The sequence below is a fragment of the Synechococcus sp. HJ21-Hayes genome (assembly GCF_024345835.1).
Lineage (GTDB): Bacteria > Cyanobacteriota > Cyanobacteriia > PCC-6307 > Cyanobiaceae > Vulcanococcus.
In genome coordinates, this window is record NZ_JAGQBW010000008.1 from 25487 (window position 1) to 38570 (window position 13084).

The 13084-nt window shown below is 67.8% G+C and carries 14 protein-coding genes; 9 read left to right on the forward strand and 5 right to left on the reverse strand.

The genetic code is table 11. From position 1 onward, the window contains the following. Positions 1-16 precede the first annotated feature (16 nt). Both KBZ14_RS07760 and KBZ14_RS07765 read left to right on the forward strand, forming a co-directional pair. Complete coding sequence (locus KBZ14_RS07760) at positions 17-676, forward strand: lecithin retinol acyltransferase family protein (RefSeq protein ID WP_255117753.1); 660 nt, start codon at positions 17-19, stop codon at positions 674-676. 36 nt (positions 677-712) lie between these two features. Beyond that, positions 713-2536, forward strand: a complete 1824-nt coding sequence (locus KBZ14_RS07765) for a DNA polymerase III subunit gamma/tau (RefSeq protein WP_255117754.1) — start codon at positions 713-715, stop codon at positions 2534-2536. Positions 2537-2538: 2 nt separating this feature from the next. On the opposite strand, the gene KBZ14_RS07770 is transcribed toward KBZ14_RS07765, so the two are convergent. After that, the gene (locus tag KBZ14_RS07770) at positions 2539-3900 is read right to left on the reverse strand and encodes a glycosyltransferase family 2 protein (RefSeq protein WP_255117755.1); all 1362 of its coding nucleotides are present in this window, start codon (positions 3898-3900) and stop codon (positions 2539-2541) included. Positions 3901-3924: 24 nt separating this feature from the next. Continuing rightward, the gene (locus tag KBZ14_RS07775) at positions 3925-5469 is read right to left on the reverse strand and encodes a SpoIID/LytB domain-containing protein (RefSeq protein WP_255117756.1); all 1545 of its coding nucleotides are present in this window, start codon (positions 5467-5469) and stop codon (positions 3925-3927) included. Positions 5470-5562: 93 nt separating this feature from the next. Here KBZ14_RS07775 and rpmI point away from each other — a divergent pair, with 93 nt between their 5' ends. From rpmI to KBZ14_RS07790, 3 genes are all read left to right on the forward strand, one after another. Further along, positions 5563-5760: a 50S ribosomal protein L35 gene (gene rpmI / locus KBZ14_RS07780; protein ID WP_255117757.1), complete on the forward strand. Its 198-nt coding sequence runs from the start codon at positions 5563-5565 to the stop codon at positions 5758-5760. Between the two features lie 64 nt (positions 5761-5824). Further along, positions 5825-6172, forward strand: a complete 348-nt coding sequence (gene rplT / locus KBZ14_RS07785) for a 50S ribosomal protein L20 (RefSeq protein WP_255117758.1) — start codon at positions 5825-5827, stop codon at positions 6170-6172. Positions 6173-6192: 20 nt separating this feature from the next. Then, a complete protein-coding gene (locus KBZ14_RS07790) occupies positions 6193-6714 on the forward strand; it encodes a tetratricopeptide repeat protein (protein WP_255117759.1) in 522 nt (173 codons plus the stop codon). 64 nt (positions 6715-6778) lie between these two features. On the opposite strand, the gene KBZ14_RS07795 is transcribed toward KBZ14_RS07790, so the two are convergent. Then, positions 6779-7312, reverse strand: a complete 534-nt coding sequence (locus KBZ14_RS07795; RefSeq protein WP_315856135.1) for a hypothetical protein — start codon at positions 7310-7312, stop codon at positions 6779-6781. Positions 7313-7444: 132 nt separating this feature from the next. Between KBZ14_RS07795 and KBZ14_RS07800 the strand changes: the two genes are divergently transcribed. The 4 genes from KBZ14_RS07800 (at position 7445) to KBZ14_RS07815 (ending at position 10902) form a co-directional block, all read left to right on the forward strand. Then, a complete protein-coding gene (locus KBZ14_RS07800) occupies positions 7445-8248 on the forward strand; it encodes a thiazole synthase (protein WP_255117880.1) in 804 nt (267 codons plus the stop codon). A 70-nt stretch (positions 8249-8318) separates the two neighbouring features. Further along, positions 8319-8486 carry a photosystem II assembly protein Psb34 gene (psb34, locus tag KBZ14_RS07805; protein ID WP_255117760.1) on the forward strand — a complete coding sequence of 56 codons (168 nt, stop codon included), beginning with the start codon at positions 8319-8321 and terminating at the stop codon, positions 8484-8486. A 56-nt stretch (positions 8487-8542) separates the two neighbouring features. Further along, a complete protein-coding gene (locus KBZ14_RS07810; protein WP_255117761.1) occupies positions 8543-9736 on the forward strand; it encodes an NAD-dependent epimerase/dehydratase family protein in 1194 nt (397 codons plus the stop codon). A gap of 14 nt (positions 9737-9750) precedes the next feature. Next, positions 9751-10902, forward strand: a complete 1152-nt coding sequence (locus KBZ14_RS07815) for a glycosyltransferase family 4 protein (RefSeq protein ID WP_255117762.1) — start codon at positions 9751-9753, stop codon at positions 10900-10902. Here the strand turns inward: KBZ14_RS07815 and mrdA are convergent. Both mrdA and KBZ14_RS07825 read right to left on the reverse strand, forming a co-directional pair. Beyond that, positions 10868-12595, reverse strand: a complete 1728-nt coding sequence (gene mrdA, locus KBZ14_RS07820) for a penicillin-binding protein 2 (RefSeq protein WP_255117881.1) — start codon at positions 12593-12595, stop codon at positions 10868-10870. The genes KBZ14_RS07815 and mrdA overlap by 35 nt on opposite strands. 41 nt (positions 12596-12636) lie before the next feature. After that, positions 12637-13020 (reverse strand): hypothetical protein, encoded by a 384-nt coding sequence (locus tag KBZ14_RS07825; RefSeq protein ID WP_255117763.1) that lies wholly within the window; start codon positions 13018-13020, stop codon positions 12637-12639. Positions 13021-13084 lie beyond the last annotated feature (64 nt).

The following is a 13084-nucleotide window of genomic DNA, read 5'->3' on the forward strand; positions in this document are numbered from 1 at the left end:
CGCCTCTGCCTGGCCCATGGCCGCCGCTGATCACCTGCAGGTCCCCCGCCAGCACGGGCTGTTCAATCACCACGGCATCGACCTGGGCGACGGCAGCGTGGCCCACTACCTCGAGGGCCGCGAGATCCTGCGCAGCTCCACCTCAGACTTCAGCCGCGGCGAGCCCGTGAGCGTGGTGACCTACGCCGAGCCCTGCTCAGCGCCAGGCCTCACCCTCAGGCGCGCCATGGGCCGGCTGGGGGAACAGAACTACAACCTGCTGTTCAACAACTGCGAGCACTTCGCCCACTGGTGCAAGACCGGCCGGCACCGCAGTGCCCAGGTGGAGGGCTGGCTCCACACCGGCAGCCTCGGTGCCCTCGCCTTGGGCCAGTTCGTGCCGGCGGCAGTGCTCACCGGCGCCCGCCTACTGCTGCGCAAGGGCATCAACCTCGATGGCCAACACCTGGAACAGGGCAAGGCACTAGCCCGCAAGAGCCTCAAACAGCTTGATGGCCTGCGCCTGCAGCTGCAGGAGAAGCTGGAACAGGCGCTGGCCAAGGCGGAGGCCCGCTGGGGCGACGACCAGTTCGAGGCCCTGCGGCTCGCCGCCCAGGCCATCGCCGACCAGCTCAGTGAAGTGGAGGACATGGAGCTGAAACTGGAGCGACTGCTCGCGGAGAGCCGGGGCCAGTAGCCTCCTCATTCGGCGTAGCGAGCCATGAGCCCAGCCATGCGTTCCGCCTACCAGCCTCTCCATCACAAGTACCGGCCCCAGCGCTTCGATCAGCTGGTGGGCCAGGAGGCCATTGCCGCCACCCTCGGCAACGCCCTGCGCCAGAACCGAATTGCGCCGGCCTATCTCTTCAGTGGTCCGCGGGGCACTGGCAAAACCTCCAGCGCCCGGATCCTGGCCCGCTCGCTCAATTGCATCGCCAGCGAGGGGCCCACGCCGGAGCCCTGCGGCAGCTGCGAACTCTGCACCTCCATCGCCGCCGGCAATGCCCTCGACGTGATCGAGATCGACGCCGCCTCCAACACCGGCGTCGACAACATCCGCGAGCTGATCGAGCGGTCGCGCTTCGCGCCGGTGCAGGCCCGCTGGAAGGTGTACGTGGTGGACGAGTGCCACATGCTCTCCACGGCGGCCTTCAACGCCCTGCTCAAAACCCTGGAAGAGCCTCCGCCGCGAGTGGTGTTCGTGCTCGCCACCACCGACCCCCAGCGGGTGCTGCCCACCATCCTCAGCCGCTGCCAGCGGTTTGATTTCCGGCGGATTCCGCTCGACGCCCTCGAGCACCACCTCACCTGGATCGCCGAGCAGGAACAGATCGGCATCACCGCCGAAGCCCTGCACGTGGTGGCCCAGCGGGCCCAGGGGGGCCTGCGGGATGCCGAGAGCCTGTTAGATCAGCTCAGCCTGCTGCCGGCGCCGATCGAGCCGCAGGCGGTATGGGACCTGGTGGGGGCCGTGCCGGAGCAGGAGCTGCTGCAGCTGGCGGAATCCCTGGCCAGCAGCGAGCCCATGGGGGTGATTGAGGCCATCCGGACGCTGCTGGAGCGGGGCCGCGAACCCGGGGCCGTGCTTCAGGGCCTGGCCGGACTCCTGCGGGATCTGGTGTTGGCAGGGGTGGCCCCGGATCGACTGGAACTCACCAGGTTTTCGCCCCAGTTCCGGCCCCATCTACCGGCCCTAGCCCGCAAGATCGGCAAGGCGCGCCTGCTGCAGTGGCAGGCCCAGCTCAAGGGCAGCGAACAGCAGCTGCGCCAGAGCGTCCAGCCTCGGCTGTGGCTGGAGGTGCTGCTGCTGGGTCTGCTGGCCGAGGCCCAGGCAGCGGCCCCCCGCGTTACTGCGGTGCCTGCAGCGGTGCCAGCGCCAGTCGCAGCTGCAGTGGCAATACCCGTGCCGGAAACCAGGCCGAAGCCCCACCCAGAGCCGGAAGCGGAACCCACACCGAACACCACCGCAGCGGACACCAACGGGGAGACCAGCAGCCCCAACCTCCAGGAGCTCTGGCAACAGATCCTGGCGGGGCTGGAACTGCCCTCCACTCGGATGCTCCTGTCCCAGCAAGCGGTGCTGGCGCGGCTCGACCAACAGCGAGCCGTGGTGCAGGTGGCCGGCAACTGGATGGCCATGGTGCAGAGCCGGCTGCCGTTGCTGGAAAAGGCGGTCCAAATGGCCCTCGGCAGTCCTCGTCAGGTGGTGCTAGAGGGGTCGGGGGGGGCCGTGATGGCAACCGCTCCCGCCCCGGCGGCCCCCAGCAAACCCGCGCCACTGCCACCCCCGGCGCCAGCAGCAACACCCAAACCGGTTCAGAGCACCCCGGTCGCCGCGGCTGCACCGATGCCAGCGCCAGCTGCCCAGGAGCCTGCTGCGCCTGCACCTGTCCCTGCCGGACCACCTGCACCAACGGCGGCCCCTCCCAGGTCAGGCCAACCGGAGCTGATCGACGACAAGGCCAAGCGACTGGCGGACTTCTTCAACGGCGAAGTAGTCCAACTGGATGGCCCCCTGCCCGACGCGGATGACGCCATGCAGGAAACGGCCGCCTGAGCTCAGGACACCTGGGTGGTGAGATCGGCGTCTGCAGAGGCGTCGAGCACACCATCGCCCACGTGGAGCGTCTTGGCCCACACCAGCCGCTTGGGCAGGAGCGCCATCCGCAGGGTGGTGTAGGGGATCACCACAAACCAGTGGCTGAGATACAGGATGCCCAGGGCCAGGTTGAAGGGATGCATGACCGGCAGGGCCGGGCCCTCTGCGCTGCGCCTGCAGCCGGCCAGGATGGCTCCCCCAGACAGGCCGAAGGCAACAATCGAGAGGGGCCACATCGCCGGGGCCGTGCCGGTGATCGCGGCACCGATCAAATCCGCCAGCGCCATCACCGGCAGCACGTACTGGAGCAGAAAAAAGCAGAGCAGATCGAGCTTCTTGGTGGCCGTCAAACCAGACCCGGTCAGGCTGGGCCAGTAATCAAAGAAGCGCTGCAGCCCCCCTTCCGCCCAGCGCTGGCGCTGGCGCCAGAGGGCCGGCAACGCCGTGACGGCCTCCTCCTGCACCGGCGGATCCCAGAGCAGTCCCACCGGCTCCCCCTGCACCAGGAAACGAAAGCTGAGATCCAGGTCGTCGGTCACCGTGGCCTCGTTGAAGCCATCACAGGCGAGCAACACCTCCCGACGCAGTAACTGGCCATTGCCGCGCAGCTCGGTCACACCACCAGAGCTGAGGCGCCCCTGCTGAATCACGGCGTCGAGGGCCATTTCCATGGCCTGGGCCCGGGTCAGCAGGTTGCGATCGGCATTCACCACGGCCTTGCGCAGCTGCACAGCCCCCCAGGCCCCCTGCTCGGCAAAGGGCACCAACCGCTCCAGCACATCGCTCTGGAGTTCGGCATCGGCATCCAGCACCATCAACCAGCGGCCCTGCAACTGAGGCAGCACCGTGTTCAGGGCCCCGGATTTGCCGCCACCGGCCTGGCGGCTGCGGCGAACAACCTGCAACTGCGGATAGCGGGCCTGGTAGGCGGCGAGCACTTCGGGAGTGCGATCTTCACTGCCGTCGTCCACCACCCAGAAACGCAGCTGGCCCTGGGGGTAGCGCACCTGGGCCAGCCGCTCCACCAACCGACCGATCACGGCCTCCTCGTCGCGGGCGGCCACCACCAGATCCACCGCCGGCCACCCGTCCAAATCAACACTGCAGCCAGGTGCCGCAGCCTTGGGAGCGCTGCTGCGCAGCACGGGCACAAACACGGTACGCAGGGCGTAGAGGCCCAGCAGCAGGGTGAGCGCGGAGGCGGGAACCAGCCGCTGCCCGTCGGGCAGCCAATGGGGGGCCATCCCCGCTGCACCGCAGCCGAGCAGGAACAGGGCAGCCTTGAGACGGCGGGCTCCTGTGGCTGTGCCGCCGACGGTCATGGCATCCCCGATGATGACGAAACTCTAAAGGCCCTTGCTCAGACTTCCCCACGGCTCCAAGGTCGTGCCCGGGTAGTAGTGGCTGAGAATCCGCTGGAGGCTCCAGCCCCGGCGGGCCAGATCCATGGCCCCCGCCTGGGACAGGCCGGCGCCGTGGCCAAACCCTCCTCCCTCAAACCGCCACACCCCTGGCGCCGTTGGCACCACGCTGAACAGGGTGCTGGGCAGTTGGCGCAGGCTGCGGCGGATGGCATCGCGGCGCAGGACCAGCTGGCCCTTGGTTCCCTGGAAGGCCAGGGCTAGGGCCCGGCCACTGGGCCCGCGCTCGATCACCCGCACCTGGCTCAGCTCGCCCAGGCCTGCAGCGGAGGCCCCCAGGGCACGACTGATCTGGGCCCGATCCAGGGAACGTTGCCAGCGGAACCGGGGATGGTCGGCGCCATAGGCCTGGCCACCACTCCGGAGCAGGGAGGCGAGCCCGTTGGCCGACCGCAGCGGTACGGGATAAGCCGCCGCATAACTGGCAGGACCATCGGGGAAGGCCCTGAGGTAAGGCAGCGGAGCCCCGCCCCAGCTCTCCTGAAAACCCGCCGCCATGCCGCCATTGCTGGCGTGATAGACGGCGTGAATCGGCTGCCCCTGCCAGCTCAACACCCGGCCTTGGGTGACCTGAATCGCCTGCCGCACGGACGCACTGGCATGGCGTGGATCGCCATACACCTGGCATTGCGTGTCCGCGCAGAGGTGATAGCCATCCACAGCAAAGCGGTGCTGGTTGCGCAGGGCCCAAGTGCGAGCCAGCACAGCCTGGGCCGCCAGAGCCGCCGCCGGCGCTCCCGCACCGATCTCGTGGGGCACCACCCCCTGGAGATACCGCTCCAAGGGCACCTGCTCCACCAAGGTCCAGCTGCCATAGGCATCGCTCTGCAGCCGCAAGGGCCCGGCGTAGACGCCATCCCGCCAGCGCAGTCCCCCAGGGGCCTGGATCTGGATTGGCCCCTTGAGCAGCACGGCGGCCCGACCCGAGCCTGCCGGCAGCTGCAGGGCGATGCGGTGGGTGGCGGTGATGGTGACGCGGCGCAGCACCTGGCCGGATGGAGCTGGAGATCCCGCCGGACCCCACACCTCCCAGTCGCCGGGATGCGCGATCACGGGGGCCACACCCTGGAGCCGCCAGGCGGCGGCCACCTGGTCGGCACTTTCAAAACTGGGAAACGGCCCGGCCACCAGCCGCTGCAGGCGCAGGGGCTCGGCCAGCGGCACGGCACGCCACTGCAGGGCCAGACGCTGGCCCGTGGCCCGCTGGCCGGCCGCGTCGAGCAACTGCAATGGGGCCGAGGCGCCCTCCAGCACTAGGGGCGCTGTGGTGGCCGCGGCAGCCGCCGTGCGGGGCCCCAGGTGCGCTGCCAGCGCCACCCACAGCAGGGGCTGCCGGTCGGACGGCACTGGCGGGGCAGGCACAGGCCAGTGGGTCAGCCCATCGGCACGGCAGGCCGAGAGGCCCGAGCCCAGCGCCATCAAGCCCAGGCCCGCAGCGAAGCGAGCAAGGTGCGGCCAGGCAGGGCCCATGGGGACGCAGTCACAACTGAAATGACGCTAGGGGAGTTGGCGGAAGGCACTCCCGCGTCGTACCTTCCTTCTTTGTGCCCGAGCGCGTAGACAATGCCGAAGCTCAAGACCCGCAAAGCAGCCGCCAAGCGGTTCAAAGCGACCGGCAGCGGAAAGTTCATGCGCCGCCACGCTTTCCGTAACCACCTGCTCGATCACAAGAGCCCCAAGCGCAAGCGCCACCTCGGCACCATGGCCGTCGTGGACGAGCGCGATGCGGACAACGTGCGCGCCATGCTCCCCTACAGCTGATCACCTGATCGCTGCACCGGCCAGCTCCAGGCCCCGATTTTCCACCTTTTTCTGAGATCAACCCATGGCCCGCGTCAAGAGGGGCAACGTCGCCCGTAAACGCCGCAACAAGATCCTTCGCCTGGCTCGCGGCTTCCGTGGCGGCAACGGCTCCCTGTTCCGCACCGCCAATCAGCGGGTCATGAAGGCCCTCTGCAACGCCTACCGCGACCGTCGCCGCCGCAAGCGCGACTTCCGTCGCCTGTGGATCGCCCGCATCAACGCTGCTGCCCGCCTGAACGGACTGAGCTATAGCCGTCTGATCGGTGGCCTCAAGAAGGCTGATGTGCAGCTCAACCGCAAGATGCTGGCCCAGCTCGCCGTGCTCGACCCCGCCAGCTTCACCAGCGTGGTGGGCGCCGCTAAGGGCTGAAGGCTGGCAAGGTAGGCCCCATGGATTTTTCCCTTCCCCAGGCCTACCTGATCGGTCTGATTGTGCTGCTGGGCACTGCGGCAGTGCTGGTAGCCCGACAGCTCCTATTGGTTCGCCGCGATGAAGCCGCCTTGGCCCGGCTCGAGGCCCCAGGCCAGGACGCCCCTCGCTCCGCGGCTGAGCTCTACGAGTTGGGCTCCGTGCAATTGCGCAAACGCCTCTATGGCCAAGCCGCTGAAAGCCTCAAGCTGGCTGCCAAACGTGCCGGCGACGAGCCCTCGGAGGCCCAAGCGCTGATTGAGAACGCCCTGGGCTTCTCCTTGGCGGCTCAGAACAATTACGCCGCAGCCATCAAGCACTACCGGGCAGCCCTCAAGGCCAAGGCCGACTACCCGGTAGCCCTCAACAACCTGGCCTTCGCCCTGGAAAAGCAGCAAAAGCCGGATGAGGCTCGCAGTACTTACCAACAAGTGCTTGAACTCGATAGTGCCAACCGCACGGCCCAAAAACGCCTGAAACGGCTCGAGCGCACCGCCGCTTAAAAAAGCCGCCCGTTGGGGCGGCTTTTTGCTGTCTATCCCAGGGGCTCTGCCGCTAGGGCTGTGCTCACCAGAGGCCGCGGATGACCTGGCCTGAGCTGGGGGTCGATGCCGCCACAGGGGTGAGCACCAGCTGACCGCCGGGATTGGTAAGCCTCGGCGCCACCCAGCCGCTAAGACCAAAACCCTGCAGGCCCAGGAATCCACCACCGATCTCGAGGCCAGTCATCTCCAACTTGCCAAGTAGCAGCAGATCCAACTGATCGGACTTGGCATTGAGATTGCCCTGCACCGGCGCAGACGCAGAGCCCACGGTGATTTGCCCGCGTACATCCACCATTTGACCCAAGGCCGTGGCAGAGGCGAGCGTGAGCTCCACGGTGAGCGGCGCACCACCGGCAAAGGGCTGATACGTTCCGCTCCACTGGCGCGGCATCTGCTGGGCGAGCACACCCGCCCGGGCCACGGGATCGAAGGTTTCCACCGGAGCCATCTCCCCCAGGAAGGAAGCCTGGCCCGCCAGGGGCGAGGTAGCCGGAGGCGTGAACGGCACGTAACTCCCCACCGGCAGGGGATTGGCGGCGAGCAGCAGCGGAATCACGATGGGGGTGGATTAGTGGAGGAAAGGCTAGAGGGCCTCGGGGCATCGAGCAGTGCCACGCGGTACGTTCGCTGCATGGCCCCATCTCCCGATTTGTCCGCCACCAGCCCCCTTGCCGGAATCCAGCCCTCCATGGCCCTGGCACCCGACCCCTTGGTGATCGGGGGCCGCAGCTTCGGCAGCCGCCTGATGACCGGCACCGGCAAATACCCCAGCCTGGCCGCCATGCAAGCCAGCCTGGACAGCAGCGCCTGCGACATCGTGACCGTGGCCGTTCGGCGGGTGCAGACCGTGGCCGCCGGCCATGAGGGACTCATGGAGGCCATCGACTGGCAGCGGATCTGGATGTTGCCGAACACCGCCGGCTGCGCCACCGCCGAGGAGGCCATCCGCGTGGCCCGGCTGGGGCGGGAGCTGGCGAAACTGGCGGGCCAGGAAGACAACGCCTTTGTGAAGCTGGAGGTGATTCCCGACTCGAAGCACCTGCTGCCCGACCCATTCGGCACCCTGGAGGCCGCCGAACAGTTGGTGAAGGAGGGCTTCACGGTGCTGCCCTACATCAATGCCGATCCGCTGCTGGCCAAACGGTTGGAAGAGGTGGGCTGCGCCACGGTGATGCCTCTGGGCTCACCGATCGGCTCCGGCCAGGGCATCCGCAACGCGGCCAACATCGCCCTGATCATTGAGAACGCCACGGTGCCGGTGGTGGTGGATGCCGGCATTGGCGTGCCGAGCGAGGCCGCCCAGGCCATGGAAATGGGAGCCGATGCCCTGTTGATCAACAGCGCCATCGCCCTGGCGGGGGATCCCGCCGCCATGGCCCAGGCCATGGCCCAGGCCTGCAGCGCCGGGCGCACCGCCTTCCGGGCCGGGCGCCTGCCGATCCGCGCCAGCGCCAGTGCCAGCTCGCCCACAGCGGGCCGCATCGGCACGTAAAGGTTCGCCGCCAGGGGGGAGCCAAAACCGGCGGAGCTCCGTAGCGTCGCGTCAACCACATCCCAGTGCCATGCAGGTCACAGAAGAGGACGGCGGCAGGCTCAACGCCTTTGCCAAGGAACCCCGTATGGAGGTGATGGTCGCCGGTGAGAGTCCCAGCGGCAACAGCCGTGTGCTGCTGATCGGTGGGGGCCTGCTGGTGCTGCTGATGCTGGCGGTGGCGGTGGGGATCAGCTGAATCCCTGTAGTAGCTTGCCCTGACGGAGCGATCGCTCGTTCAGCAGGAGTTCAGGGGTGAAGGTTCTCGTTCTCGGCGGCGACGGCTTCTGCGGTTGGCCCTGTGCCGTGAACCTTGCCGACGGCGGCCACGACGTGGTGATCGTTGACAACCTCAGCCGACGCAAGATCGACATCGACCTGGAGGTGGAGTCGCTCACGCCAATCGCCACCATGGGCGACCGGCTCAAGGCCTGGGAACAGGTGGGTGGCCTGCCGATGCGGTTTGTTCACCTCGACATTGCCAACGAATACGACCGGCTGCTGGAGCTGCTGCGGCAGGAGCGGCCTGATTCCGTGGTGCACTTCGCCGAGCAGCGGGCCGCGCCCTACTCGATGAAGAGCAGCGCCACCAAGCGCTACACCGTTGACAACAACGTCAACGGCACCCACAACCTTCTGGCCGCCATCGTGGAGAGCGGCCTCGACATCCACATCGTGCACCTGGGCACGATGGGTGTGTATGGCTACGGCTCCCACCGCGGCGCCACCATCCCTGAGGGCTACCTCAAGGTGGAAGTGCCCCAGCCGGACGGCTCGCGCTTCGAGGAGGAGATCCTGCACCCGGCCAGCCCGGGCAGCGTCTATCACATGACCAAGACGCTGGATCAGCTGCTGTTCCTCTACTACAACAAGAACGACCAAATCCGCATCACCGACCTGCACCAAGGGATCGTGTGGGGCACCAACACCGAGGCCACCGAGCGCGACCCACGCCTCACCAATCGCTTCGACTACGACGGTGACTACGGAACCGTGCTCAACCGCTTCCTGATGCAGGCGGCCATCGGCTATCCGCTCACCGTTCATGGCACCGGCGGCCAGACCCGCGCCTTCATCCACATCCGCGACTCGGTGAAGTGCGTGCAGCTGGCCCTGGAAAACCCCCCGGGCAGGGGTGAGCGGGTGAAGATCTTCAACCAGATGACCGAGAGCCACCAAGTGGGTGAACTGGCCCGCAAGGTGGCGAGTCTCACCGGAGCCGAGATCAACTACCTGCCCAACCCCCGCAACGAGGCCGTCGAGAACGACCTGATCGTGGACAACCGCTGTTTCATCGAGCTGGGGCTCAATCCCACCACCCTCGACGACGGCCTTCTGGCAGAAGTGGTGGACGTGGCACGCCGCTGGGCCGACCGCTGCGACCGCAGTCGCATTCCCTGCGTCTCTGCCTGGACCCAGGCCCAGGCCCAGGCCATCCAGGTCACCTGAGCCGGACACCCCCCTTGAAGATCGCCCTCTTCACCGAGACCTTCCTGCCGAAGGTTGACGGCATCGTGACCCGGCTCACCAAGACGGTGCAGCATCTGGTGGCGGCCGGCGATGAGGTGCTGATCTTCTGCCCCGAGGGTGCGCCGGACACCTACATGGGGGCCCAAGTGGTTGGTGTGCCTGCCATGCCGCTACCCCTCTACCCCGAGCTGAAGCTGGCCCTGCCGCGCCCGATGGTGTCCGAGGCACTGGACGCATTTCAGCCGGATCTGGTGCATGTGGTGAACCCAGCGGTGCTGGGCCTGGGGGGCATATGGCTGGCCAAGAGCAAGGGCTACCCCCTAGTGGCGAGCTACCACACCCACCTGCCCAAATACCTGGAGCACTACGGCCTAGGAATGCTGGAACCGGTGCTGTGGGAACTGCTCAAGGCGGCCCACAACCAGGCCCAGCTCAACCTCTGCACCTCCACGGCGATGGTGGCCGAGCTGAGTGAGAAGGGCATCCAGCACACGGCCCTGTGGCAGCGGGGGGTGGACACGGAGATGTTCCGCCCCGAACTGCGCAGCCAAGCCATGCGCGAGCGGCTGCTGGGCGGCCGCAGTAACACCGGCAAGCTGCTGCTGTACATCGGTCGCCTCTCCGCGGAAAAGCAGATCGAACGCATCCGCCCGGTGCTGGATGCCCTGCCCGAGGCCCGCCTGGCCCTGGTGGGTGATGGCCCTTTCCGCCAGCAGCTGGAAACCCTGTTTGCTGGCAGCGCCGCCACATTCGTGGGCTACCTGGCGGGAGAGGAGCTGGCAAGCGCCTACGCCAGCGCCGATGCCTTCCTATTCCCCAGCAGCACCGAGACCCTGGGGTTGGTGCTGCTGGAAGCCATGGCGGCCGGCTGCCCCGTAGTGGGCGCCAACCGCGGCGGCATCCCCGACATCGTGAGCGATGGGATCAACGGCTGCCTGTATGAGCCCGATGGCCCCGACGGCGGTGCCGGCAGCCTCACGGCCGCCACCGAGCGACTACTGGGGGATGCCAGCCAGCGCCAACAACTGCGCCGCAACGCCCGGGACGAAGCGGAGCGCTGGGGCTGGGCCGGCGCCACCGAGCAACTGCGCGGCTATTACCGCCAAGTGCTCAGCCAGCGGGGGACCCCCGCCCTGGCGGGCTGACGCCGCGGAACCAGGTGGTCATCAGCGCCTTCACCATGGGGGCCGCAACGGTTCCGCCATAGCCGCCGCTGTTTTCGCCGAAGGCCACGATCACCAGGGTGGGTTTCTGGGCAGGGGCATAGCCCCCAAACCAGGCGTGGTCCGGCCGCGGCGGATCCTCGGCCGTGCCGGTCTTGCCAGCTACCGGAGGCAGGCTGGGATCGTTGAGGATCGTGGCGGTGCCGTTGGTCACCACCTGGCGCAAGCCATCGTGCAGCACTCTGAGGGTGGCGGGCTTGAGGCCGATCCAGGTGCGCTTGGTGGGACGCTCCACCAGGTGAGGGGTCACCAACCAGCCGCCATTGGCCACCGCCGCGTAGAGCCGCGCCATCTGCAGGGGCGTCACCGTTACGGCGCCCTGGCCGATGGAGGAGGTGATGGTGTCCACGGGCGTCCAGGGCTCCCCGAGCACCTTCTTCTTCCAGGCCTGGTCCCCCAGCAACCCAGGGGTTTCCTCATCCGCCAGCTCAATGCCCGTGAGGCTGCCGTAGCCCAGGCGCCGGGCGGCCTTGAACAGGCCATCCGGTCCCACCTTGAGGCCGAGCTGGTAGTAGAAGCTGTTGCTGCTAACCGCCAGGGCCATGCGGTGGCCGATGGAACCGAAGGCGCCATGGTCGCCGTAGCACTGGCCGTAGTAGCAGAAGGAATTCATTGTGGGCAGCGTGCCGTCCGCCGGTAGCGCCCCCGATTCGATCCCGGCGATGGTGGTCACCAGCTTGAAGGTGCTGGCCGGCGGAAACCCCTGGAAGGCTCGGTTCAGCATCGGTGCCTCAGGCCGGCTGAGGGCATTCCACTGGGCCGTGGTGGGGCCCGTGGAGAACATGTTGGGGTCGAAATTGGGGCGGCTAGCCATGGCCCGGATCGCCCCGGTCTGGGGATCCATGGCGATGATCGCCCCCTTGCGCACCGTATCGAGAGCCCGCTCGGCGGCCTTCTGCAGCTCCAGATCCAGGGTGAGGCGCAGATCCTTGCCCGCCTTGGCCTGCTTATCCCCCAGCACCCGCTGCACCTGGCCGGCCGCATTCACCTCCAGCTGCTGGCCGCCCCATTCCCCACGCAGATGCGATTCAAAGGCGCTCTCGATGCCACTGCGACCGATCCGGTCCTGCACCCGATAGCCCTTCTCCTCAAGCTTGTCGTATTCCTCGGCCGTGATCGCGCTGGTGTAGCCGAGCACATGGGAGCCAAGGCTGCCGTAGGGGTAGGCGCGCAGGTAATCCACATCCACCTCCGCCCCCTTCAAGGTGGGGGCCTGTTCGCGGAAGCGCAGCACCTGCTCCGGCTTAAGGCTGTGGGCCAGCTCAATGCGATAACCCTCGTCGTTGGCACCGGCCTGGCGCTTCTGATCCAGCAGCGGGGCGGGAATCCCGATAACACTGGCGAGTTGGCCACGCAAGGCCGGCCACTGGGCGGCACTCACCTGGCGGGGCTGGATGTAGAGGTTGTAGGTGAGCTGGCTGGACACCAACACCTGGCCATGGCGATCCAGGATCCGGCCCCGCATCGGGTTGCGGGGCACCAGGCGGATGCGGTTTTCATCGGCGCGGGCACGGTTCTCGCTGCCGTGCACCAGTTGCAACCAGGCCAGGCGCAAGCCCATGGCACCGGCCAGGGCCACCACCAGAGCCAGCAGGATCGCCGGCTGTTGCTGCATGCCGGAATGGCGATGGGAGGTTGGCGCCAGACCCACGGGCCTCAGGCTCCCTCAGCGGCCAGGCGCTGCTCCAGCACCGCGAGCCGCTCGGCGATGCGGCCGAGGGTGCGCTGCAGCTCGCTGTGGTCGCTGGCGCCCAGCTCGGGGGATGCCGCGTCCGCAGGAGCATCGGGCACCGTTTCCACGCTGACCTTCATCACGGGATTGCCCAGGCCCGGCTGCAGGCGATCCAATCCATCCCGGACGCTGCGCGCCGCAGCATCACCCTCCTGCTTGAGCTGACCCAGGGGATCGGCGGTGGTGGTGAAGGCCTCCACCACATCCTTGGCGCCGCCGCGGCGGGCCCGCTCCACCACGGCCATACCCACGGGGAGCACCTCCTGCATCAGAGCCAGGCGCAAGCTATCGAGGGGATCAGCCGCCATGGTGAGCCGGTCGTGCCGGGAACCTCAAGGAGTCCCAGTCTGCAGTGCCCCGGAACCCGGCGGG

Coding starts and splice junctions, on each gene's coding strand:
- KBZ14_RS07760 (WP_255117753.1), top strand. CDS start 17: ATGGCCGCCGCTGATCACCTGCAGGTCCCCCGCCAGCACGGGCTGTTC.
- KBZ14_RS07765 (WP_255117754.1), top strand. CDS start 713: ATGCGTTCCGCCTACCAGCCTCTCCATCACAAGTACCGGCCCCAGCGC.
- KBZ14_RS07770 (WP_255117755.1), bottom strand. CDS start 3,900: ATGACCGTCGGCGGCACAGCCACAGGAGCCCGCCGTCTCAAGGCTGCC.
- KBZ14_RS07775 (WP_255117756.1), bottom strand. CDS start 5,469: ATGGGCCCTGCCTGGCCGCACCTTGCTCGCTTCGCTGCGGGCCTGGGC.
- rpmI (WP_255117757.1), top strand. CDS start 5,563: ATGCCGAAGCTCAAGACCCGCAAAGCAGCCGCCAAGCGGTTCAAAGCG.
- rplT (WP_255117758.1), top strand. CDS start 5,825: ATGGCCCGCGTCAAGAGGGGCAACGTCGCCCGTAAACGCCGCAACAAG.
- KBZ14_RS07790 (WP_255117759.1), top strand. CDS start 6,193: ATGGATTTTTCCCTTCCCCAGGCCTACCTGATCGGTCTGATTGTGCTG.
- KBZ14_RS07800 (WP_255117880.1), top strand. CDS start 7,445: ATGGCCCTGGCACCCGACCCCTTGGTGATCGGGGGCCGCAGCTTCGGC.
- psb34 (WP_255117760.1), top strand. CDS start 8,319: ATGCAGGTCACAGAAGAGGACGGCGGCAGGCTCAACGCCTTTGCCAAG.
- mrdA (WP_255117881.1), bottom strand. CDS start 12,595: ATGCAGCAACAGCCGGCGATCCTGCTGGCTCTGGTGGTGGCCCTGGCC.
- KBZ14_RS07825 (WP_255117763.1), bottom strand. CDS start 13,020: ATGGCGGCTGATCCCCTCGATAGCTTGCGCCTGGCTCTGATGCAGGAG.